The following is a 22,661-nucleotide window of genomic DNA, read 5'->3' on the forward strand; positions in this document are numbered from 1 at the left end:
GGCGGCTCCGAATTTCCCTTCCGGCACAAGGCAAACGTGCCGGCCCTGCAACAGCGGGGCATCCGCGCCCGCCGCGCCTCTGTCCTCCCGGAGCGGCCTCAACCACCGCCGCTGTCCGCCGCCCCGCCCGGGGGGGCGGCCGGTGCCGCCAGCTGCGGTGCCGTTTCGCCCGCCTCGATCCGCGCCAGCAGGTCGCGTGCCGTCTGCATCTGCGGCAGCGGCGGATCGGTCGACAGTTCCAGCGCGCGCCGCAGCTTTGCCTCGGCCTCGTCGGTGCGGCCGGCCGCCGCCAGCGCCGCGCCCGCATGGAACTGCACCAGCGGGTCGTTCGCCAGCCGCTCGGCCGCGGGCAACAGCACCTCCAGCGCCGCGTCGCGGTTGCCGCGCCGGAACTCGATCCAGCCATAGGTGTCCTGGAAGGCCGGAACCTCCGACCCGCGCAGCCGCCGCGCGATGGCATAGCCGCGCTCGAGGCTTTCCGCATCGGTCCGGTGGGCGGTGATCAGGCTGGCGAGGTTGTTCGCGATCACGAGGTTGTTGCTCTGTTCGGCATAAAGCGCCTCGTAGATGGCGATGGCGCCGTCGATATCGCCCGAATTCTCCAGCTCACCCGCCCGGATCCAGCGCAGCGTCACCGAACCGGGCTGGCGTTCCAGCGCGGTCCGGACCAGCGCCGAGGCCTCGTCCCGGCGTCCCTGCCCGATCAGCAGCCCGTGCAGGATGCGTACCGGCGGTTCGGCCTCGGGCGCCTCGTCGATCAGGCGGCGCAGCGTCGCCTCGGCCCGCTCCGGCTCGCCGATCAGCGCGTCGAGGCTCGCCCCCAGCAGCCGCAGGCCGAAATCGCCGGGCCGCTCGGCCAGGATGCCGTCGAGATAGCTGCGCGCCTCGGCCGCTCGGCCGCTGCGCAGCTGGGTCTGCAGGATCAGCGCCACCGCGCTGTTGTCGGCATTGCCGCTGGCCACCAGCCCCTGCAGGAAGCCGATGCTTTCGTCGACCCGGTCCTGCCCGGTCAGCAGCGCCGCCTGCAGGCGCTGGGCCGCGGCGATGGCGGGCGGTGTGCCGATGTCGCGCAGTTGCGCCACGCCCTCGGCCACGCGGGTCCAGTCGCGGTTGGCCAGCCGCAGTTCGGCCAGCGCGGCGACCACCGGCACGGCCTGCGGCGAGACCCGCACGGCATCCACCAGCACCGCCTCGGCGGCGGCACGGCGCCCGTCGCGCAGCAGGAACTGGGCATAGCGCAGCGATTCCGCCGGAGCGCCGCCGGACAGGTCCACCGCCAGCGCCAGTCGCTCGCCCGCCAGTTCCGGGCTGCCGTCGCGTTCATGCGCCGCCGCCATCAGCGTCAGGATCTCGGGATCGTTCGGTTCCTGGCCAAGCGCGGTGCGCAGGTCGACGATGGCCGCGCCGGGATCGTCCTCGCCGATCAGCAGGCCCGCCCGCAGCTTCAGCGCGCCGACATGGGTGGGGTCTTCCTGCAGCACTTCCTCGATACGCGCGCGGCCGCCGACGCGGTTGCCCTCGGTGATCAGCATCCGCGCCAGCATCACCCGCACGTTGCGGGTGCGGTCGCTCGCCCCCGCGTCCCGCAGCAGCGACTCGATGGTGGCGATGGCGCCCGCCCGGTCGCCCTCGTCGAAGGCGAGGCCCGCGCGCAGGGCGGCGTAGTAGGTGCCAAGGTCGCTGTCCGGGTTGGCCGCGGCCAGCCGCTGCAGCTCTGCCGCCGCGCCGTCGAGCCCTTGGGTTTCGCGCAGGAGCTGAACCACGGACATGTGGCGTTCGGGCGGCCCGTCATCGGGGCCGGCGAGCCGGCGCAGGAACCGTTCCGCCTCGGGCAACTGCCCCGAGGCGACATACCAGCGCACCAGCAGGCCCTGGATCTGCATGTTGTCGGGGTACAGCGCGTGCATCGCCTGCAGTTGCGCGCCGGTCTTCGCCGGGTCCCCCGACTGCGCCAGCAGCCGGTATTTCAGCATGTTCAGGTCGAAGGCATCGGGTTGCAGCGCCAGCGCCGCGTCGAGTTCCGGCAGCGCGCGCTGCGGGTCAGCGCCCTTCATCAGGTCGTCGATCAGGATGCGCCGCGCTACCGGCAGGTCCGGATCGGCATCCAGCAGGTCGCGGGCCGCCGCCGCGATGCGGGTCCGGGCGGTCACGTCGCGGATGCCGACGGCATTGCGATAGTCGACGGCCAGACGCAGCGCCTGCACCCGTGGCGCATCGGGATCCACCGTCGCCGCCGCCGCGCTGTGCCGCTCGACCTCGCGCCAGTCGCCGCGGGCCAGCGCCAGTTCCGCCAGCATCACCCGCACCTCCACGAGGTCGGGATACTGTTCGACCAGCAGAAGATAGTGGCTGTAGGCCTCGTTCGTGTCGCCGCGCTTCAGCATCAGGTCGGCATAGGTGCGCCGCGCCTCGCGGTGCAGGCCGTCATACTTGAAGACGTTGCGCAGCTCGACGATGGCGCGATCCTCGTCGCCCTCCGCCAGCAGGGTCTGGGCCGAGGCGAAGTGGTTCGCCGCGCGGGTGGCCTTGTCCTGGCAGCCCGACAGGCCGAAGGCCACCGCAACGAATGCCGCCGCGACAAGGATGCGGGTCGCATGGGTCATGGTCTGCCTTCCGTGATTGGTCTCTGGCCTTTGGCGCGCCTCAGCAGCCGGTGCCATTGACGACGACGCCGACGGTCGCGCCCAGCAGGCGAAGATCCGTCAGCAGCGACATCTCGGACAGGTAGGCCGCGTCATAATGGGCGCGCTCGGAAAAGCCGGAGGTATGGCGCGAGGTCACCTGCCAGGGGCCGGTGATGCCGGGGCGCAGGGCGTAATAGGCGGTGCCGGGATAAAGGTGCTGCTGGTCGGGCAGCATCGGTCTGGGGCCGACCAGGCTCATGTCGCCGGTCAGCACGTTCCACAGCTGCGGCAGCTCGTCGAGCGAGGTCTTGCGCAGGAACCGGCCGAAGCGGGTGATGCGCGGGTCCTGACGCAGCTTCTGCGTGACGTCCCATTCCAGCCGGGCCGCCGGATCGGCCAGCAGATGCGCCTCGAGCCGCGCCTCGGCGTCATGGACCATGCTGCGCAGCTTCCACATCGTGTAGACGCGTCCCCCGCGTCCGACCCGCTTTTGCCGGAAGAAGGGGCCGTGGCCATCCATCGCGACGCACAGCGCCAGCAGCAGGATCAGCGGCAGCGCGGCGGGCGCCATCAGGATCACGGCGGCGAGGTCGAACCAGCGCTTGAGCCCGCGGTCATAGAGGCCCCGGCGGTCCGCGCGATCGCCCGGTTCCGGCCGGGTGAACCCTTTCGACGCGGCTACCCCGCCGGCGACCTGGCGCGGAGGGTGGTCCCGCACGATGGCCGCGGATTTCGAAATATCGTGACACTGCAATGTCATAATTCTACTCCGCTTGGCGCATGGCCATCGGCGATAAGGAGGCGCGCGGGCGGGGGCCGCGGCGAAAAGTCAGTCGGCGTAAAGTGGGATCGAGATGCCCGACCGCAGTTCAATTTTAAGCACGGGCGGCGGCGGGACGAAAGCGCAATGGCAGCAAACGCGGCAAAAGCCGGCCCGATTTGCGACCGCAGCGCGGATTTCTGCCGGATTCCGGCTGATTGTTTCGCCACAGATGTCAGTTTTGCGGCCTCGACCCTCGCGCCGGCGCCGATCCGGGTCTGATCGGCGCCGCGATGCAGCATCGTGAATGTGTTCTGATTCGGGTACTTGCCGGGCAGCGCCGGCGGCCCCCGAAGGCCGGGCTGTCGTCTATCCTTTGTCTTGATCCTGTCGAAGGTTGCGCATTTGATTGGGGTCAATAACCGAACGAATCTGGAAAATGCATCCGATTGTCGCCAAACATACCCATTTCGCTGTCGCAGAAAGTTTCGCCGACCCCCCGCGAAGGCTGGCCAGCGGCGGCCGGACTTGGCAGAAAGGGACGCGGCAGACAGGTCGGGGGCCCGGCGATCGGGCGGATGTGCCGGACTACCCGCTCCGGTCCGGCGCGTGCCCCCCTTCAGCGAACGAAGCGACATGGTGAGCACACTCGACGTCTACACCTCCTACTTCGGCCTGAAGGAGCGCCCGTTCACGCTGGTGCCCGATCCCGACTTCCTGTTCTGGTCGGCGAACCACCGCCGTGCCTTCGCCATGCTGGAATACGGTCTGGTCACCCGCGCGCCGATCACCCTGATCACCGGCGAGGTGGGGGCGGGGAAGACCACGCTGCTGCACCACCTGCTGCGCAGCGTCGAGGATGACGTGCGCATCGGCCTGATCGCCAATGCCCATGGCGACCGGGGCGAGCTTCTGCGCTGGGTGCTGCTGGCCCTGGGCCAGTCGGCCGCGTCCGACGCCTGCTATGTCGATCTGTTCGGGCAGTTCCAGACGTTCCTGATCGAGGAATATGCCGCAGGCCGGCGCGTGATCCTGATCTTCGACGAGGCGCAGAACCTCAGCCGCGAGTCGCTCGAGGAACTGCGGATGTTCACCAACATCAACTCCAACAAGGACGAGCTGCTGCAGCTCGTGCTCGTGGGCCAGCCCGAGCTGCGCGACACCATCCGCCGGCCCGACCTGACGCAATTCGCGCAGCGGGTCGCCGCGAGCTTTCACCTGCCCGAGATGGATGCGCCGATGGTCCGCGCCTATATCCGGCATCGCCTGCGCATCGCCGGGGCGGAATCGGACATCTTCAGCGCGGCCGCCTGCGACCTCGTGTGCGAGGCGTCGGGCGGCGTGCCCCGTCTGGTGAACCAGCTCTGCGATCTGGCGCTGGTCTATGCCTTCACCCGCAATGTCCAGCGCGTCGCGCGGTCCACCGTGCAACAGGTGCTGGATGACGGGGTCTTCTTCGGCGGCGGTGCCGTGCGTCCTGGGCCGGTGCCGCAGGATCTGAGAATGGGACATTGATCATGACCTTCGACTTCAAGTTCTACCTGTCCCTGTTCCTGCGGCGGCTGCCATGGTTCATCCTTCTCAGCCTCGTCGGGCTGGGGCTGGGGCTGGGGGTGGCCGCCGTGCTGCCGCCGACCTATGTGGCCGAGGCGCGCCTGCTGGTGGAAAGCGAGCAGATCCCGGGCGATCTGGCCGAATCCACGGTACGGGTGGAGGCGACGGAACAGCTGCAGATCATCCAGCAGCGCATCCAGACGCGGGCGGAACTGATCGAGCTGGCGAACCGGCTGGGCATCTATGAAGGCGCGTCGCCGCAGCCGACGCCGGATGACATCGTCAAGGACCTGCGTCAGCGGATCCGCATCGTCACCACCGGCGGCGAGGCGCGCGGCCAGCGCCAGGCCACCATCGTCACCGTGTCCTTCGCGGATGCGAGCGCGCAGCTCGCCGCGCGCGTGACCAACGAGGTCGTGACCATGATCCTGTCCGAGGATGTGGCCCTGCGGACCGGCGTATCCTCGGATACGGTCGACTTCTTCACGCAGGAGGTCGAGCGGCTGGACCGCGAGGTGGCGCTGCGCAGCGAGCGTATCCTCGCCTTCAAGCAGGCCAACATGCAGGCGCTGCCCGACAGCCTCGACTACCGGCGCAACCAGCAGGCGGTGATCCAGGAGCGGCTGCTGCAGATCGAGCGCGACCTGTCCAGCCTGACCGAGCGCCGCACGCGGCTGGAAGAGGTCTTTTCGCGCACCGGGCAGGTGTCCGTCGCGACCGATACCCGCACCCCCGAGGCGCGCCAGCTGCAAGAGGCGCGCGACGCGCTGACGCGGGCGCTGGCAGTCTATTCGCCACAGCATCCGAACGTGCGGCTGCTGGAAAGCCAGGTCGCGGCGCTGGAACGGATCGTGGCGGCGCAGGCCGCCGACGCTGCGCCGGACCCGGCCGAGACCGAGGCGCCGCTGTCGGCCTTCGACCTGCAGGTGGCCGATATGGACGCCCAGATCGCGCAGCTGACCGAAGAGAAGGCGCGCCTGACGGCAACGATGGAAGAGCTGACCGCCACCATCGACGCGACGCCGGGCAACGCCATCGCGCTGGAAACGCTGGAACGCGACTATGCGAACGTGCGCCAGCAATACGACACCGCCGTGGCGCGCAAGGCCCAGGCAGAAACCGGCGACCTGATCGAGGCGCTGTCGAAGGGCCAGAAGATCTCGATCATCGAACAGGCCGAGGTGCCGCGCCAGCCTGACAGCCCGAACCGGCCGCTGATCGCCGCGGCGGGGCTCGGCGGCGGGATGATGCTGGGACTGGCGCTGATCCTGCTGATCGAGATGACGAACACCGCGATCCGTCGCCCGTCGGAACTGACGGCGCGGCTGGGGATCACGCCCTTCGCCACCGTCCCGCTGATGCGCGAGCCGGACGAGACGCAGCGGCGCAGCAAACCCGCGGGCGGCGGCGCGGTGACCACCGTGGCGCTGATCGCCCTTCCCGCGGCGCTGGCGGCGATCCACATGCTGGTGATGCCGATCGACGACCTGATCTTCACCCTGTCCGACGCGCTGCAGCGCGCCATCGGCTGAACCCGGAGTATCGCGCATGGAAAAGATCCAGGCCGCACTCGCCAAGGCCCGCGCCGCGCGGGGCGCCGGGGCAGCCGCCCCGGCCCGCGGCACCAAGGGCGCGGCGGCCGGCGGCGGCTATGCCGGCCCCGCGGCGGCCTTCGCCGGCGTCTCGGCCACCTCGGCCGCATGGTCGTCGCTGCGCGCCTTCCGCCCGGCACCCGAGGTGTTTCTGCGCAACCACCTGATCGAGGATGGCGACCGCCGCGAGGCCACCACCTTCGACGTGATGCGCACGCGGCTGCTGCAGGCGATCCGCACCAATGGCTGGCGCCGCGTTGCCATCACCTCGCCCAGCCCCGCCTGCGGCAAGACCACCATCTCGCTCAACCTCGGGCTCAGCCTTGCCCGCCAGCCGGAATTGCGGGTGATCCTGGTCGAGGCGGACCTGCGCCGGCCCTCGATGGTGCGGATGCTGGGCCTGCCGGAAACGGCGCCGGTGTCGGCCGTGCTGTCGGGCGAGGCCGAATTCGGCGACTGCGCCCTGCGCCTGGCCGACAACCTAGCCGTGGCGACCAATCCCGCCGGCCTGCGCAATTCCGCCGAAATCCTCGGCCAGCCGCATGCCGCCACCGCGCTGGAGCGGATGGAGACGGTCTATGCCCCGACGGTGACCCTGTTCGACATGCCGCCGATGATGACCGGCGACGATGTGATGGCCTTCGTCGACAAGGTCGATGCCGTGCTGCTGGTCGCGGCGGCCGAGGCCACCACGATCAAGCAGATCGACCTGTGCGAGCGCGAGCTGGCGGCCCAGACCAATGTCATGGGCGTGGTGGTGAACAAGTGCCGCTTCCTCGACCCCGCCGACGGCTATGCCTATGGCTACGGCTCCTGATCGGCTGCGTCCTGATCGCCGCCGTTGCCTGCGGGGCGGCCGCGGCGTCCGGTCGCGCAGGCGGACGTTCAGCGCCGCCTGCCTAGACCTCGGCCACCATCCAGCCGAGGAGACGACGAACATGGCCGATGATTTCGCCGGGCTTGCCACAGCCCTCGATTCCCCCGCCCGCGACGCCGATGCGGTCACCCCCAGCGACAGCCAGCCTCTGGCCGCAGTCAGCCGGGCGCTGTACGTGGGCGGGTCCGGCACGCTGGCGGTCGAGATGCTGTCGGGGGCGACCGTCACCCTGGCCGAGGCGCAGGCGGGCATGATCTACCCGCTGCGGGTGCGGCGGGTGCTCGCCACCGGGACGACAGCCAGCGGCATCGTCGCCCTGCGCTGAAAGATGACGCCGCCGGGTGCGGCCAGACGGGAAAGGGTGCCATGCCGGCCAGATCCATGCCGACCAAGCAGACGCCGGCGGACAGGCTGCGCCGGCTCGCGGCGTCGGTCCTGCATCCGGGCCTGCTGCTGCATCCGTTCCGGCTGCTGCATTATTACGGCTACAGCCATGTCGTGCCCCGGTCGCGGATGATCCTCGGTCGGGGCGTGCGCATCGCGCCCAATGCCTCGTTCGCGCATGGCGAGCGGATCGAGCTGGGCGACGCGGTGCAGGTCGGCGCGCGGACGTCGCTGTGGGCTGGCAAGGCGACCGGGCGCATCACGGTCGGCGCGCGCACCACCATCGGGCCCGACTGTTTCGTCACCGCCGCCGATTATGGGCTGGCCGCGGGCCAGCGGATCACCGATCAGCCGATGACCGAACGCGACGTGACCATCGGCCCGGACTGCTGGATCGGCACCCGATGCGTGATCACCGCCGGCGTCACGCTGGGCGAGGGCTGCGTCATCGGCGCGGGATCGGTGGTGACCCGCGACGTGCCGGCCTTCGCCATCGCCGCGGGTGTCCCGGCCCGCGTCCTCCGTCAGCGGGACTGAGCCGACAGCTGTCGCTGCCGTGCAGAAAAAGCCGGGCAATCGGCCTGCTGCGATTGCACGGGGCCGATGGTCTGGCTAACCTCCCGGCATATTTGACCGGAGAGCCCGATGAAGATTTCCCCGTTCGACCTGCCGGGCCTCATTCTGATCGAGCCACGCCGATTTGGCGATGACCGCGGCTTCTTTGCCGAGACCTGGTCGCGCCGGGTTCTGGCGGCGGGGGGCATCGACCTCGACTTCGTGCAGGACAACCACTCGCTGTCGCGCCAGCCGGGCACGGTGCGGGGCCTGCATTTCCAGACCCCGCCCCATGCGCAGGCCAAGCTGGTGCGCTGCGGGCAGGGGGTGCTGTTCGACGTCGCGGTGGACCTGCGGCGCGGCAGCCCGACCTATGGCCGCTGGGCCGGGGTCGAACTGTCGGCGGAGAACGGGCTGCAGCTGTTCATCCCCGCGGGCTTTGCCCATGGTTTCGTCACCCGCGCCCCGGATACCGAGATCGTCTACAAGTGCTCGGACTATTACGCGCCCGAATGCGACGGCGCGATCCTGTGGAACGATCCGGCCATCGGCATCGACTGGGGGATCGAGACGGCGGCGGTCCTGTCCGACAAGGACGCGAAGGCGCCGCTGCTGGCCGCCTTCGACAGCCCCTTCGCCTTCGACGGGGTGCCGGCATGAAGATCCTCGTCACCGGGGGCGCGGGCTTCATCGGCTCGGCCGTGGTGCGGCTTGCCGTGGCGCGCGGGCATGAGGTGGTGAACCTCGACGCGCTGACCTATGCGGCCTGCCTCGACAATGTGGCGACGGTCGCGGGATCGAACCTCTACAGCTTCGAACAGGCGGACATCCGCGACCGCGCGGCGCTGGACCGGATCTTCGCCACCCATCGGCCCGATGCGGTGATGCATCTGGCGGCGGAAAGCCATGTGGACCGCTCGATCGACGGGCCCGGCGACTTCATCGCCACCAATGTCACCGGCACCTTCAACATGCTGGAGGCCGCGCGCGGCTACTGGCAGGCGGCGGGCCGGCCCGGCGGGTTTCGCTTCCACCACATCTCGACGGACGAGGTCTTCGGCTCCTTGCCGCCCGACCCGGCGGTGAAGTTCACCGAGGACACGCCCTATGACCCGCGCTCGCCCTATTCCGCATCGAAGGCGGCGTCGGACCATCTGGTGCGGGCCTGGCACGAAACCTATGGCCTGCCGGTGGTGCTGACCAACTGTTCCAACAATTACGGACCCTATCACTTCCCGGAAAAGCTGATCCCGGTGGTGATCCTGAACGCGCTGGCGGGCAAGCCGCTGCCGATCTACGGCAAGGGCGAGAACATCCGCGACTGGCTCTATGTCGAGGATCACGCCGATGCGCTGCTTCTGGTGCTGGAGAAGGGCGCCGTCGGCCGCAGCTACAACATCGGGGGCGAGAACGAGCGCACAAACCTCGATCTGGTGCGCACTCTCTGCGCGATCCTCGACGATCTGCGCCCCGCCGCGCGGCCCTATGCCGAGCTGATCACCTTCGTCGCCGACCGCCCCGGCCATGACGCGCGCTATGCGATCGACCCGGGCCGCATCCGCGACGAACTGGGCTGGCGGCCGAGCGTGACGGTGGAAGAGGGCCTGCGCCGCACCGTGCAATGGTATCTCGACAACGAGGCGTGGTGGCGGCCGCTGCAGGCCCGGCAGGGCGTCGGCGTCCGGCTGGGGACCGGCCCGGGCACGACAGGCTCTGGCGGAGCGGAGAAGGTCGCGTGAGCGGCGATCTGCTGGTCTTCGGCAGCACCGGCCAGGTGGCGCGGGAACTGGCGCGGCTGGCGCCGGAGGCGACCTTCCTGGGGCGCGCGGCGGCGGACCTGTCCGATCCCGCCGCCTGTGCCGCGGCGATCCGCGCCCATGCGCCCGCCGCGGTGATCAATGCCGCCGCCTGGACCGCAGTCGACAAGGCAGAGACCGAAGAGCCGGCGGCGCATCTGGTCAATGCCGCCGCGCCGGGGGCGATGGCGGCGGAATGCGCGGCGCGGGGCATCCCCTTCGTCCAGATCTCTACCGACTATGTCTTCGACGGGTCGGGCGACCGGCCCTGGCGGCCCGACGACCCGGTCGCGCCGCTCGGCGCCTATGGCCGGACGAAGCTGGCCGGGGAACAGGCGGTGCAGGCGGCGGGCGGGGTCCATGCGATCCTGCGCACCTCCTGGGTCTTTTCCGCGCATGGGGCAAACTTCGTGAAGACCATGTTGCGGCTGGGGGCCGAGCGCGACCGGCTGACCATCGTCGCCGACCAGATCGGCGGGCCGACCCCCGCCCGCGACATCGCCGCGACCTGCCTCGCCATCGCGGCCGGGCTGGGCGACGCGCCCGGCCTGACCGGCATCTATCACCTGTCCGGCGCCCCGGATGTCAGCTGGGCCGATTTCGCCCGCGCCATCTTTGCCCGTGCCGGCCTCGCGCCCGAGGTGGTGGACATCCCCAGCTCGGCCTATCCCACGCCGGCCCGCCGGCCCGCCAATTCCCGGCTGGACTGCGCGGGCCTCGCCGCCTTCGGCCTCGCCCGTTCCGATTGGGGCGCGGGGCTCGACATCGTCCTCAAGGAACTCGGAGCACGCGCATGACCCGCCGCAAGGGCATCATCCTCGCCGGCGGGTCTGGAACCCGCCTCTGGCCGATCACACTGGGCGTGTCGAAGCAGCTGATGCCGATCTACGACAAGCCGATGATCTATTACCCGCTGTCTGTGCTGATGCTGGCCGGCATCCGCGAGATCGCGGTCATCACCACGCCCGAGGATCAGGCGCAGTTCCGGCGGCTGCTGGGGGATGGCAGCCAGTGGGGGGTCAGCCTGACCTTCCTGACCCAGCCCTCGCCCGACGGCCTTGCGCAGGCCTATCTGCTGGCCGAGGAGTTCCTCGACGGCGCGCCGTCGGCCATGGTGCTGGGCGACAACATCTTCTTCGGCCACGGCCTGCCGGAAATGCTGGCCGCCGCCGATGCCAAGCCCGAGGGCGGCACCGTCTTCGGCTATCATGTCGCCGATCCGGAACGCTATGGCGTCGTGGCCTTCGACCCGGACGGCCGGGCGCGCGAGATCGTCGAAAAGCCGCAGGTGCCGCCGTCGAACTATGCGGTGACCGGCCTCTACTTCCTCGACGGCCGCGCCAGCGACCGGGCGCGCGAGGTGAAGCCCTCGCCCCGGGGCGAGCTGGAGATCGTCGACCTGCTGGAGATCTACCTGCGCGAAGGCTCGCTGTCGGTCGAGAAGATGGGCCGGGGCTATGCCTGGCTCGACACCGGCACCCATACCAGCCTGCTGGACGCGGGCAACTTCGTGCGGACCCTGTCGGCCCGGCAGGGCATGCAATCTGGCTGCCCCGAAGAGATCGCCTACCTGCTGGGCTGGATCGATGCCGAGGCGCTGGCGGCGCAGGCCAAACGCTTCGGCAAAAGCGATTACGGCCGCTATCTGGAAGGGCTGATCCGCGACCGCTGACCCTGTCCGGCGGGTCCGCCGCGGCCCGCAGCGAGTCGCGTTTTCAGCCCCGAAACCGTGATGCGGCGCCCGCGAATCATCTGCCGCCGGTGCCCGCCCGCATGGGCCCGCGCGGCGGACGCATCGCGCGGCGGTGCAGAAAATCGGCAGCAAAACTGCGATCCTGCGGAATTGTGCACCTCGCGGATGCAACCGCAGAAGAAAATCTGCGCCGGACCGGCCAGAGGCCAAAAGTTCAGGAACTAGACTGCGTAAATTGTGGTAACACTGTGGCGGGAACTCCGAGTGCTTTTGGCCCCCTGTGACGAGTGCCGTGCGACGGCGCGGACGTGTTGACCAGTGGCTACGTAATCGGCTCCCTGCGCGCAGACCTGAATAAACAAAAAGCCCTTGAAGGAAACCAACATGTTCCAGACGCTCGCTAAGGCCGTTTCGGCCGCGGCGTTCGCCCTCGTGGCGAGCCTCGCGATCCCGACCGAAGCGTCCGCCGCTACGGTCGACTTCTCGCTCGACCTCTCCGCCTCCTCGATCACCCTCACCCAAGAGGGTGGTGTCGTTTGCGATCTCTCGTCCTGCGGGCTCGACGTCGGTTTCGCCGACTCCGACTTCTCGGCCGACGAGGGCACCACGACCCAGTTCGACTTCCTGACCTTCACCGGCGAAGGCACGGGCTACCTGTCCTACGGCATCGAGGTCAACCTCGTGTTCGACGGGCCGGAACCGTTCACCCTCACCGCCAGCGGTTCGGGCTCGGGCCTCCTGCTCTCCGGTTCGATCATCGGCGGTACGCTGATGTGGGACGACTCGGTCCCGGCGACCTTCACGCTGTCCGACGGCAGCATGGTCACCATCGACTTCAAGGACCATGCGGCGCTGACCCTGGGTGGCACCACCACCTCGTCGGGCTTCATCACCGTGACGCCCGCGCCGGTTCCGCTTCCGGCCGGCGGCCTGCTGCTCGTCGGCGCTCTGGGCGGTCTCGCCCTGCTGCGTCGCCGCAAGGCCTGACATCGACGGGCGCCCTGCCGGCGCCGGTCGCGTGACATCGGGGGCGGTCCTTCGGGGCCGCCCCCTTTCCGTTCCGGCGGTGCCGGTCGTTCAGCCGAACTCCGCCCCCAGATGGCGCTGCCCGCGGGCGGCGGCGATGCGCATCTGCCGCTCGCGTTCGCGGAACCGGGCGCGGTCGGCCTCGGTCTGGTCCGCCCGGCAGCGCGGGCAGGACACGCCTTGTTCGTAATCCGGATGGGCGCGATCGGCCGCGTCCAGCGGACGGCGGCAGGCGTGGCAGCTGCTCAGGCCGCCGGGAACCAGCCCGTGCCCGACGCTGACGCGCTGGTCGAAGACGAAGCATTCGCCCCGCCACAGGCTGTCTTCCCGCGGCACCTGTTCCAGATAGTTCAGGATGCCGCCGCGCAGGTGGAACACCTCGTCCACGCCCTCGCCCAGCAGGAAGTTGGTCGACTTCTCGCAGCGGATGCCGCCGGTGCAGAACATCGCGATGCGCTTGCCGGCGAAATCGTCGCGATGCGCGCGCCACCAGTCGGGGAAGTCGCGAAAGCTGCGGGTGCCGGGGTCCACCGCGCCCGCGAAGCTGCCGATGGCCACCTCATAGTCGTTGCGGGTGTCGATCACCACGACATCGTTGGCGCGGATCAGCGCGTTCCAGGCCTGCGGCTCGACATAGCGGCCGGTGCCCGCCAGCGGGTCCACCTGCGGCTGGCCCATGGTGACGATCTCGCGCTTCAGCCGCACCTTCATCCGGCCGAAGGGCATGGTTTCGGCCTCGCTTCGCTTGACCTCCAGCGCCGCGCAGCCGGGGAAGGTTTCCAGATGCGCGATGACCGTGGCGAGGGCCCCGGCCGTGCCGGCGATGGTGCCGTTGATCCCCTCGGGCGCCAGCAGCAGCGTGCCGCGCACGCCCTCGGCCCGGCACAGGTCCAGAAGCGGCCCGCGCAAGGCGGCGGGGTCGGGCAGCGGGGCGAAACGGTACAGCGCGGCAATGGCGAACATGGGCGGCAGATAGGGGCGAAGTCATACCCCGCGCAAGGGGGAGCGGGCAGGGGTCGCGCCCGGACATTGGCAGGCCGTGGCGACCCGGCAGCGGGATCACGGCATTGACCCTGCCGCAACCCCTGCCTACCAAGGGCGAGGAGGAACCGCCATGCCCGCCGGACCTGAACATGCCACCGAGGCCCTGATCGTGATCGACCTGCAGGTCGATTTCTGCCCCGGCGGTGCGCTGGCGGTGACCGGCGGCGATGCGATCGTGCCGCTGGTGAACCGGCTGATGGACGAGGCCTTCGCCGTGGTGCTGACCCAGGACTGGCACCCGGCCGGTCACCTGAGCTTCGCCGCCAGCCATCCCGGCCGCGACGCGTTCGAGACGGTCGAGATGCCCTATGGTCCGCAGGTGCTGTGGCCCGCGCATTGCGTGCAGGGAACGGGGGGCGCCGGGTTCCACCAGGCGCTGCGCACGGACCGCGCCGACCTGATCCTGCGCAAGGGCTTTCGCCCCGGGATCGACAGCTATTCCGCCTTCTTCGAGAATGACCGCAGCACGCCCACCGGGCTGGAGGGCTATCTGCGCAACCGCGGCATCACCGAGCTGACCTTCGTGGGGCTTGCCACCGATTTCTGCGTGGGCTGGTCCGCGCTCGACGCGCGCCGGCTCGGCTTCGACGCGCGGGTGCGGCTCGATGCCTGCCGGGCCATCGACCTCGACGGCTCGCTCGACACGGCGCTGGCGGACATGCGCGCGGCCGGCGTGACACTGGAGGGCTAGGCCGTGGACATCGCCGCGCGGGTCTGGGCCCACAAGTGGAAGATCGACCCCATCGTGCGGTCGCTGATCGACACCGATTTCTACAAGCTGCTGATGTGCCAGTCGATCCTGCGCAACCGCCCGGATGCCGACGTCACCTTCAGCCTGATCAACCGGTCGCGCCACATGCGGCTGGCCGAGATGATCGACGAGGGCGAATTGCGCGAACAGCTGGATCACATCCGCTCGCTGTCGCTCAGCCGCGGCGAGTCGACCTGGCTGCGCGGCAACACCTTCTACGGCAAGCGCCAGATGTTCCGCCCCGATTTCATGGAGTGGTTCGAGGGCCTGCGCCTGCCGCCCTATCATCTGGAAAAGCGCGACGGGCAGTACGAGCTGACCTTCGAGGGCAAATGGCCCGAGGTGATGCTGTGGGAAATCCCGGCGCTGTCGGTGCTGATGGAACTGCGCTCGCGCGCGGTGATGCATGACATGGGCAAGTTCGAGCTGCAGGTGCTGTACGCCCGGGCGATGACCAAGCTGTGGGCCAAGATCGAACGGCTGCGCGAATTGCCCGGCTTGCGCATCGCGGATTTCGGCACCCGGCGACGCCACAGCTTCCTGTGGCAGGACTGGTGCGTGCAGGCGATGATCGAGGGGCTGGGCAAGCGGTTCACCGGCACGTCGAACTGCCTGATCGCCATGCGCCGCGACATCGAGGCGATCGGCACCAATGCCCATGAACTGCCGATGGTGACGGCGGCGCTGGCCGACAGCGATGCCGAACTGCGCGAGGCGCCCTACAAGGTGCTGGCCGACTGGCACGAGGAGCATGAGGGCAACCTGCGGGTGATCCTGCCCGACACCTATGGCACCGCCGGCTTTCTCGCCCATGCGCCGGACTGGCTGGCGGGCTGGACGGGCGTGCGCGTCGACAGCGGCGATCCGGCGACGGGGGCGGAAACCGCCATCGCCTGGTGGAAATCGCGCGGCGAGGATCCGCGCGAAAAGCTGGTGATCTTCTCGGACGGGCTGGACGTGGCCAAGATCGAGGAGCTGCAGGCCCAGTTCGCGGGCCGGGTGAAGGTCAGCTTCGGCTGGGGCACGCTGTTGACCAACGATTTCCGCGGGCTGCTGCCGGACGATGCGCTGGCGCCCTTCAGCCTTGTCTGCAAGGCGGCCAGCGTCAACGGGCGGCCCACGGTGAAACTGTCGGACAACCCCAACAAGGCGACCGGCCCCGCGGACGAGATCGCGCGCTATCGCGCCATCTTCGGCGTCGGCGAACAGGCGGCGGCCGAGGTGCTGGTCTGAGGCGCGGCGCCTAGCCGGCGGCGATGTCGGCCAGCGCATAGATCGCGCCCGCGATGGCCGCGGTCACCGGCACGGTGACGGTCCAGGCGGCGACGATGGTCACCAGATAGGACCGGCGCACCAGACGCCGCCGTTCGCGCTCTTCCTCGGGGCGGGTGTTGGGCCGCCGGACGCGGGCGTCCCGCGCGGCCTCCCATTCGCGATAGAAGCCGATGCCGAAGATCGCGCCGAGCGCGACATGGGTGGAACTGACCGGCATCCCCAGCCCCGAGGCGAGGATGACGGTCAGGGCCGTGGCCAGCGCCACGCAAAAGGCCCGGGGCGGGTTCAGCCGGGTGATTTCCTGCCCGACCATCACGATCAGCTTCGGCCCGAAGAGCATCAGCCCCAGGGCGATCCCGCCGCCGCCGAGCGCCAGCGCCCACAGCGGCACCGCGACCGCTTCCCCCGGCACCGCCGCCAGACCCGCCTGCGCGGCGAGGATCGCGGCCAGCGGCCCAACGGCGTTCGACACGTCGTTGGCGCCATGCGCGAAGGACAGGAGCGTCCCCGCCGCGACCAGCGCCGGCGCGAACAGCGCCTTCACCGCCTTCTTGCCGTCCGGGCTGTCCGCGTCCGCCAGCACCCGCCGCGCCGTCCGCCGGCCCAAGGCGCCGCCCGCCAGCGCCGCCAGCAGGGCCACCACCGGCACGATGCCCGCGGGCAGCGGCGGCAGGCCGGGCATCCCGGTCCAGCCGAGATAGAGCGCGAAGATCCCCGCCATCAGCGCGAACAGCCGGGGCACCCACCGTCGGGCGGCCCCGCCCGGGTCCGGCGAACGGCGGATGCGCTGCGACACCAGCGCCAGCAGCCCCGCGGCCAGCCCGCCCCCCAGCAGGGGCGAGACGACCCAGCCCCCCGCGATCCACAGGAACCCGGTCCAGTCGATCGCCGCCGCGCCCCCGGCGGCCAGGCCCGCGCCCACGACGCCGCCCACCACCGAATGCGTGGTCGAGACCGGCGCGCCGATCAGCGTGGCGATGTTGATCCAGACCGCCGCCGCCAGCAGCGCCGCGGTCATCGCCAGCACCATTCCCTGCGGCAGCAGCGCCCCCGGCTGCACGATCCCGCCGCCCACCGTCTCGGCCACCCGGGCGCCGCCGATCAGCGCGCCCGCGACCTCGGCCATGGCGGCCAGCACCAGCGCCACGGGCAGGCTGACGGCCCGGGCCCCCACCGCCGGCCCCATGTTGTTGGCGACATCGTTGGCGCCGATGTTCAGCGCCATATAGGCCGCCGCCGCCGCCGCCATGACCCCGGCCAGCGCCGCCGGCTGGTGGCCGAGCGCCAGCGCCGCCACCAGCGCCGAAACGAGGATGAACACCAGTGCCAGCGCCGGCGCCACCGTCGGCCGCAACGCGAATTGCGCCGCGTCCTCCAGCCGGGCGAAGCGGGACAGATCCTTGTCGAGCCCGGCCCATTCGGCCGTGCCGCGGGCATCGGGTCCGGGCGGGGGCGACGGCCGGGCAGGGGATGGCCGGGCAGGCGAAGGCGGGGCGGCGGGGTGGCGAGGGGGCGGTGTCGTGGCGATGTCTCCGGCGGGCGCCCGCGGATGCGGGCGGGACGCTGTCCTAAGGCCTGACAACGCCCCCCGCAAGCGGCTGTTCCGGCGCGGCGAGCGTCATCAGCAACTCGCGCAGCCCCTCTTCCTCGACCCGGGCCGCCGCCTCGGCAAGCGGCAACCAGACCAGACGGCGCCGGCCGCGTTCGGGAAAATGCTTGTCCATCCGGCGCACCCGCACCGGGAAGACCTTCACCTCGACCCGCTGGACATAGCCGCCGGTCCGGCGCTTGAAATACAGATAGCTGCCCACCGGGTCGGGCGCCGCGGAGCCGACCACCCCCGCCTCTTCCCAGGCCTCGCGCAGCGCCGCGCCGGCAAGGCTGCGTCCGCGCATCGGCCAGCCCTTGGGCAGGACCCAGCGACCGGTATCGAGGCTGGTCATCAACAGCATCTCGGTCCCCGCCGGCCCCTCGCGCCGGCACAGCGCCGCCACCTGCAGCAGCGGCGGCCGCCGCCCCAGCAACAGCGCCAGCGCGCCGCGAAACCGCGCGAACAGCGGCGGCTGGCCGCGGGCCGCGCCGGCCGCGGGGGGCGGGGGATCAATCCGCATCCTCGACCTTTCCGCGCAGGGCCTTGACCTCGCCCCGCGCCGCCTTGCCCGCCAGCCGCCGGCGCTGGCTGCCGAGCGTCGGCTTGGTGGCGATGCGCCGCCGGGGCGCGACCAGCGCCGCCCGGATCAGCTCGACCAGGCGTTCGCGCGCCAGTTCGCGGTTGCGGGCCTGGCTGCGGGTTTCCTCGGCGCGCAGCACGATCGCCCCGTCCGCCGTCCAGCGCCGCCCCGCCAGCCGCCGCAGCCGCGCCTTCACGGGCGGCGGCAGATGCGGGCTGCGATCCGCCTCGAACCGCAGTTCCACTGCCGTCGACACCTTGTTGACGTTCTGCCCGCCCGGACCCTGCGCGCGGGTGAAGGTCTCCGTCAGCTCCCAGTCGGCGATGGTGATGGTGTCGGTGATGCGCAGCATGGCGCCGGCTGTCCTCTGGCTTGGCGAAGGGCGGGGGGTCCCGAGGGCGGAATGTGGGGCCACGGCGGGCAGGCGGCAATGGGAAAGGGCCGTTTCCTTCCGGAAACGGCCCCCGAGATCTACGGAGGTGGGCCAGTTAGGGCGCCGGAGACCGGCACGGCCCAGTCAGGGTTCAAAAGCCCTCGGGGTTGCCCTCAGGCCACGGCCCCCCTGACTGTCCCAACACCACTCTCCAATATCACTCTAGACACTGGACCACCTCCTTTCATTGCGTTGCCGTTAGTGAAAGGGTGCCACAGATTTTGTGTGTGTCAAACCCTTTTACGCAACCCTTGTGGCGCGCGCGTTCAGTTTGCCGATCGCCACCCGGAACGGCACGAGTGCCACCAAAGCGAGCAGAATCTTCACGCTCCAGTCCGCCACCGCCAGCGACATCCACAGCGGCAGGACCGGGCCGACCCCCAGCAGGGGCAGCGCCTCGTTCGCCCAGGACACGTCGTTTCCGGGTTCGAGGAAGGTCAGCGCCGCGGCGAAGGCGAGGGTGAAGAAGATCGCGGTATCCAGCGTCGATCCGACGAGCGTCGACACCAGCGGCGCCTTCCACCAGCCGGCGCGGCGGAACCGGTCGAAGACCGCCACATCGGTCAGCTGCGCCGCGAGGAACGCCGCGCCCGAGGCCAGCGCCACGCGGAAGCTGACCAGCGGCCCGAACTCGCCCATGATCCGGCTGCCGATCAGCGAACAGATCACGCCGACGGCGAAGCCCGCCACCACCACCTGCCGCGCCGCGCGCGGGCCTTGCAGGCGGTTGGTCAGGTCGGTGACGAGGAAGGCGAAGGGATAGGTGAAGGCGCCCCAGGTCAGCCACTGGCCGAACAGGAACTGCACGAGGATGTTCGAGGCCACGACGATGGCGGCCATGGCAAGGATGCCGGGAAGAAGACGGGTCATGATCGCGTCCGTTTTGACAAGGTGGCGGAGACTTGGCCCCCGGCCCGGCGGCGGGCCGGGCAGGGGACGCGGTGCGATACGCCCGGCGCGTCATCGGGTCAAGCCCGTTCCCCCTACTCCGGCAGGCGATAATCCACGATCTCGGTCCGCTGCAGCCACAGGAAGTTGTCGTCCGACACCATCGTGGCGCGCAGCCGGCCCGCACCGTCGCGCCAGATCGCCAGCGCCTCGAGGTTGTCGTGATAGCCCGGGCCGGTTTCCAGCAGCGTTTCCGCCAGCAGCGCGGCACCGCGGGGGGTGAAGCGGCGCAGCCGGCTGGAAAAGCCCGGCCCGAAGAAGCCGCGCTCCAGCAGATAGAGCCGCCCGTCCGGTCCGAAATCCGCCGCCACCGGCTTCCAGAACCGGTCGCGCGGCAGGTGGAAGGCGGTGCTCCACCGTCCCCCGGCCAGCCGCAGCACCGGGATGTCGGGTCCGCCGCGTTCCGGCAGGGTATAGATGGCGCCGGCGGCATCCGCGGTCAGCGCCTCCATCCCGCCATTTTCGGGGAAGCCGTCGAACTCTGCCGCGCGGGGCAGGGCGACAGCCGGCCCGCCGGGGCGGGCATAGCGCATCACCCGGCTGTAGGGCGCCGCGCCCTCGAAGGACACCACGATCCCCCCGGCCGTCACCGTCAGCCCCTCGGCATCGTCGGCGCCCCAGTCCAGCGGCTGGCCCCGTTCATCCAGCAGCGGCCAGGCCTCGACCGGGCCGGTGCCGGTGACGCTGCCCGCCGCGTCGCGCTGCAGCCGCCCGGTCAGCAGCCGCCCGCGATCCGACACTGCGGTGAACGTCACCCCGTCCGGCGCGAGGTCGAAGCCCGATATGCCGCCCAGCCGGGGCTGCGTGGACCGCCAGATATGCACGCCGGCCAGTTCCGCCGGCCCCTGCGCCTGCGCCCCCACCCGCGCCGCCAGCAGCAGCGCGGCGAGGATCGCCGCCAGCCCTAGTCCGACCGCAGGACGGCGGCGCATTGCGGCGGCAGGTCGGCCATCACATAGGTCCGCGCCGTCTTCTTCGGCGGGCCGGGGTCGGGTTCGGGCGCATCGTCGCCGGGCTGCGGGCCGCGCAGGTAATCCGTCACCCACCAGGTCAGCGTCTCGTCGCAGCCATTGCCGCCCTTCGACAGTTCGGCGACGGTCGGGCTTTGCGTCTCGCACAGGCGGCTGCCGCGCGGGCATTTCAGCCGGACGTGGAAATGGGTGTTGTGCCCGGCGATGGGCCGGATCTTCTGCAGCCATTTCGTGTCGCGCCGGGTCGCGGTCCGGCACATCTCGATCTTCACCGCGGCGGCGACGAAGATGCGGTCGACGCGCGGATCGCTCGCCGCCCGCTTCAGCAGCTCGGCATGGACAGGGGTGTAATTGCCGTTCACCCGGGTCTGATCCTCGGTCCGGACCGAGATCGACGAGATGCGTTCGCGTTCCGCCACCGACAGGTTCAGCCGCCGGGGCGGCAGCATCCAGATATCGGCATCCAGCCCGATCTGGTGGCTGGCATGGCCGCCGGTCATCGGCCCGCCCCGCGGCTGGCTGATATCGCCGATGTAAAGCCCCGCCCAGCCCAGGCTGCGCGCCGTGGCGGACAGGTCGGCCAGATACTGGATCATCTCGGGCTGGCCCCAGTTGCGGTTGCGCGACAGCCGCATCGCCTGCCATGTCGGCCCGCTTTCGGGCATCTGCACCAGCCCCGCCGCGCAGCCGCGCGAATAGAAACCGATCGGCTGCGACGCCTGCCGCGAGGGCAGCGATTCCGCCCCGAACAGCTGCCGGGCCAGCGGTTCGGCCTGCAGCGGCAGCGCGAGCGCCGCGAGCGTGAGCGCGGCGAGGACATGTCTGATCATCGGGCCTGTTCTCCCTCCGGGCGCACCCAGACTAGCACCACCAGCCCGAGAAGAAAGAGCAGGATCAACGGCGTGATCCCCGCGGGCTGGCTGCCGGTGATCTGGGTCACGGCGCCGATGGACAGGGGCGCGATGAAGGAGGTGGCCTTGCCCGCCAGCGCATAGAGGCCGAAACTTTCCGTCATCCGCGACGGGTCCGCCTGCCGCACCAGCATGGTCCGGCTCGCCGATTGCAGCGCGCCGCCCGCCGCGCCGATGCCCGCGCCGAGGACATAGAAGGCAAGGTCCGGCAGGCTGCTGTCCGGTGCCACCGGGATGCCGAAGACGGAACTGCGCGACACGAAAATCACCCCCACCGCGATCAGCGTCAGCAGCAGCACATTTGCGGCGATCACCGGCTTCGGACCGAAGCGCGCATCCGCCCGCCCGCCGATCCAGGCAAAGATCGCGCCCGCCAGCGCCGCCAGCAGCCCGAAGGTGCCGACCTCGACCACGGACCAGCCCAGCACCCCCGCCGCATAGATGCCGCCGAAGGCATACATGCCGTTCAGCGCATCGCGGTAGAACATCGAGGACAGCAGATAGGCCGACAGGCTGCGCCGTCCCGGCAGCAGCCGCAGCGAGGCGCGCAGGTCCGGCCAGGCCGCCCGCACCGCCTGGCCGAGCGGCAGCGCATCGGGCCGCCTCGGCTGGCGCACCCACAGGAAGAAGGGGATCATGAACAGCGCGTACCAGATCGCGGTGAAGGGCCCCACCGCCCGCGTCCCTTCCCGCAAGGCGGGGTCGAGGCCCAGCACCGGGGAAATCCCGATCAGGGTGCGCCCGGTCTCGCCGCTTTCGGCGAAGAGCGTCAGCATCAGCACCAGCGCCAGCAGCCCCCCGGCATAGCCGAAGGCCCAGCCGGTGCCCGAGATGCGACCGATCTCCTCGCGCGTGCCCAGCCCCGGCAGCATGGCGTTGGTGAAGGTGGTGGCGAATTCCATCGCCGCCAGCCCGATGCCGAAGCTGACCAGCACGAGGATCAGGTTGGGATCGCCGGGCCGCGCCCACCACAGGCCCCAGGCTCCCAGCATGTAGAAGGCCGAGAACAGCCACAGGAAACCCCGGTGCCCGCCGGCGCGGTCGGCGATGGTCCCCAGCAAGGGCGACATCAGCGCGATGACGATCCCGGCGATGCCGATGCCATAGCCCCAGGCGGTCTGTGCCGCGGTGCCGTCGCCCAGCACGTCCTTGATATAGGGGGCGAAGATGAAGGTCAGCAGCAGCGTCGCATAGGGCTGGCTCGCCCAGTCGAAGAAATACCAGCCCCAGATCCGCCGCCGCGCCGGCTGCGGCAGGCCCGCCGCCGGAAGTTCCGCCACGTTCGCCATTCACCGC

The 22,661-nt window shown here is 70.4% G+C and carries 22 protein-coding genes; 12 read left to right on the top strand and 10 right to left on the bottom strand.

The annotated features are described in order from the left end of the window. Nucleotides 1–98 precede the first annotated feature (98 nt). Together EEY80_RS04910 and EEY80_RS04915 are read right to left on the bottom strand one after the other, a co-directional pair. The gene (locus EEY80_RS04910; protein WP_164738140.1) at nt 99–2,603 is read right to left on the bottom strand and encodes a tetratricopeptide repeat protein; all 2,505 of its coding nucleotides are present in this window, start codon (nt 2,601–2,603) and stop codon (nt 99–101) included. 40 nt (nt 2,604–2,643) lie between these two features. Next, nucleotides 2,644–3,342, bottom strand: coding sequence for a sugar transferase (locus EEY80_RS04915; protein ID WP_235829712.1), 699 nt, complete (start codon nt 3,340–3,342; stop codon nt 2,644–2,646). Between the two features lie 678 nt (nt 3,343–4,020). On the opposite strand from EEY80_RS04915, the gene EEY80_RS04920 reads away from it, so the two are divergent. From EEY80_RS04920 to EEY80_RS04965, 10 genes are all read left to right on the top strand, one after another. Continuing rightward, nucleotides 4,021–4,899 (top strand): ExeA family protein, encoded by an 879-nt coding sequence (locus EEY80_RS04920; RefSeq protein ID WP_126975450.1) that lies wholly within the window; start codon nt 4,021–4,023, stop codon nt 4,897–4,899. 2 nt (nt 4,900–4,901) lie between these two features. Further along, nucleotides 4,902–6,470, top strand: a complete 1,569-nt coding sequence (locus EEY80_RS04925) for a GumC family protein (RefSeq protein WP_126975451.1) — start codon at nt 4,902–4,904, stop codon at nt 6,468–6,470. A 16-nt stretch (nt 6,471–6,486) separates the two neighbouring features. Beyond that, on the top strand, nt 6,487–7,347 hold the full coding sequence (locus tag EEY80_RS04930) for a CpsD/CapB family tyrosine-protein kinase (RefSeq protein WP_126975452.1): 861 nt from the start codon (nt 6,487–6,489) through the stop codon (nt 7,345–7,347). A gap of 121 nt (nt 7,348–7,468) precedes the next feature. Then, nucleotides 7,469–7,732: a spike base protein, RCAP_Rcc01079 family gene (locus EEY80_RS04935; protein WP_126975453.1), complete on the top strand. Its 264-nt coding sequence runs from the start codon at nt 7,469–7,471 to the stop codon at nt 7,730–7,732. Between the two features lie 41 nt (nt 7,733–7,773). Then, nucleotides 7,774–8,328, top strand: a complete 555-nt coding sequence (locus EEY80_RS20650) for an acyltransferase (protein ID WP_126975454.1) — start codon at nt 7,774–7,776, stop codon at nt 8,326–8,328. Between the two features lie 108 nt (nt 8,329–8,436). After that, a complete protein-coding gene (rfbC, locus tag EEY80_RS04945) occupies nt 8,437–9,006 on the top strand; it encodes a dTDP-4-dehydrorhamnose 3,5-epimerase (protein ID WP_126975455.1) in 570 nt (189 codons plus the stop codon). After that, entirely contained in the window at nt 9,003–10,085 is a 1,083-nt protein-coding gene (rfbB, locus tag EEY80_RS04950; RefSeq protein ID WP_126975456.1) for a dTDP-glucose 4,6-dehydratase, read from the top strand. The genes rfbC and rfbB overlap by 4 nt, the downstream gene beginning before the upstream one ends. After that, nucleotides 10,082–10,939, top strand: coding sequence for a dTDP-4-dehydrorhamnose reductase (gene rfbD, locus EEY80_RS04955; protein ID WP_235829713.1), 858 nt, complete (start codon nt 10,082–10,084; stop codon nt 10,937–10,939). Before rfbB ends, rfbD begins: the two co-directional genes overlap by 4 nt. After that, on the top strand, nt 10,936–11,814 hold the full coding sequence (rfbA, locus tag EEY80_RS04960; protein ID WP_126975458.1) for a glucose-1-phosphate thymidylyltransferase RfbA: 879 nt from the start codon (nt 10,936–10,938) through the stop codon (nt 11,812–11,814). The genes rfbD and rfbA overlap by 4 nt, the downstream gene beginning before the upstream one ends. Before the next feature lie 405 nt (nt 11,815–12,219). Further along, nucleotides 12,220–12,822 (top strand): VPLPA-CTERM sorting domain-containing protein, encoded by a 603-nt coding sequence (locus EEY80_RS04965; RefSeq protein ID WP_126975459.1) that lies wholly within the window; start codon nt 12,220–12,222, stop codon nt 12,820–12,822. A gap of 90 nt (nt 12,823–12,912) precedes the next feature. On the opposite strand, the gene trhO is transcribed toward EEY80_RS04965, so the two are convergent. Next, nucleotides 12,913–13,824, bottom strand: coding sequence for an oxygen-dependent tRNA uridine(34) hydroxylase TrhO (gene trhO / locus EEY80_RS04970; protein WP_126975460.1), 912 nt, complete (start codon nt 13,822–13,824; stop codon nt 12,913–12,915). A gap of 151 nt (nt 13,825–13,975) precedes the next feature. Between trhO and pncA the strand changes: the two genes are divergently transcribed. Then, entirely contained in the window at nt 13,976–14,596 is a 621-nt protein-coding gene (gene pncA, locus EEY80_RS04975) for a bifunctional nicotinamidase/pyrazinamidase (protein ID WP_126975461.1), read from the top strand. 3 nt (nt 14,597–14,599) lie between these two features. Further along, nucleotides 14,600–15,889 (top strand): nicotinate phosphoribosyltransferase, encoded by a 1,290-nt coding sequence (gene pncB, locus EEY80_RS04980; protein ID WP_126975462.1) that lies wholly within the window; start codon nt 14,600–14,602, stop codon nt 15,887–15,889. A 10-nt stretch (nt 15,890–15,899) separates the two neighbouring features. On the opposite strand, the gene EEY80_RS04985 is transcribed toward pncB, so the two are convergent. The 7 genes from EEY80_RS04985 to EEY80_RS05015 all read right to left on the bottom strand — a co-directional run bounded on the left by EEY80_RS04985 (nt 15,900) and on the right by EEY80_RS05015 (nt 22,654). Beyond that, complete coding sequence (locus EEY80_RS04985) at nt 15,900–17,285, bottom strand: inorganic phosphate transporter (RefSeq protein ID WP_235829714.1); 1,386 nt, start codon at nt 17,283–17,285, stop codon at nt 15,900–15,902. Between the two features lie 214 nt (nt 17,286–17,499). After that, the gene (locus EEY80_RS04990) at nt 17,500–18,042 is read right to left on the bottom strand and encodes an NUDIX hydrolase (RefSeq protein ID WP_126975463.1); all 543 of its coding nucleotides are present in this window, start codon (nt 18,040–18,042) and stop codon (nt 17,500–17,502) included. Further along, nucleotides 18,032–18,454, bottom strand: a complete 423-nt coding sequence (gene arfB / locus EEY80_RS04995; RefSeq protein ID WP_126975464.1) for an alternative ribosome rescue aminoacyl-tRNA hydrolase ArfB — start codon at nt 18,452–18,454, stop codon at nt 18,032–18,034. Before arfB ends, EEY80_RS04990 begins: the two co-directional genes overlap by 11 nt. Nucleotides 18,455–18,775: 321 nt before the next feature. Continuing rightward, entirely contained in the window at nt 18,776–19,405 is a 630-nt protein-coding gene (locus EEY80_RS05000; protein ID WP_126975465.1) for a queuosine precursor transporter, read from the bottom strand. A 113-nt stretch (nt 19,406–19,518) separates the two neighbouring features. After that, complete coding sequence (locus EEY80_RS05005) at nt 19,519–20,415, bottom strand: esterase-like activity of phytase family protein (protein ID WP_126975466.1); 897 nt, start codon at nt 20,413–20,415, stop codon at nt 19,519–19,521. Further along, a complete protein-coding gene (gene mepA, locus EEY80_RS05010; protein WP_126975467.1) occupies nt 20,388–21,284 on the bottom strand; it encodes a penicillin-insensitive murein endopeptidase in 897 nt (298 codons plus the stop codon). Before mepA ends, EEY80_RS05005 begins: the two co-directional genes overlap by 28 nt. Next, nucleotides 21,281–22,654 carry an MFS transporter gene (locus EEY80_RS05015; protein WP_126975468.1) on the bottom strand — a complete coding sequence of 458 codons (1,374 nt, stop codon included), beginning with the start codon at nt 22,652–22,654 and terminating at the stop codon, nt 21,281–21,283. Before EEY80_RS05015 ends, mepA begins: the two co-directional genes overlap by 4 nt. Between the last annotated feature and the right edge of the window lie 7 nt (nt 22,655–22,661).

Source organism: Frigidibacter oleivorans (assembly GCF_003993775.1).
GTDB lineage: Bacteria > Pseudomonadota > Alphaproteobacteria > Rhodobacterales > Rhodobacteraceae > Frigidibacter > Frigidibacter oleivorans.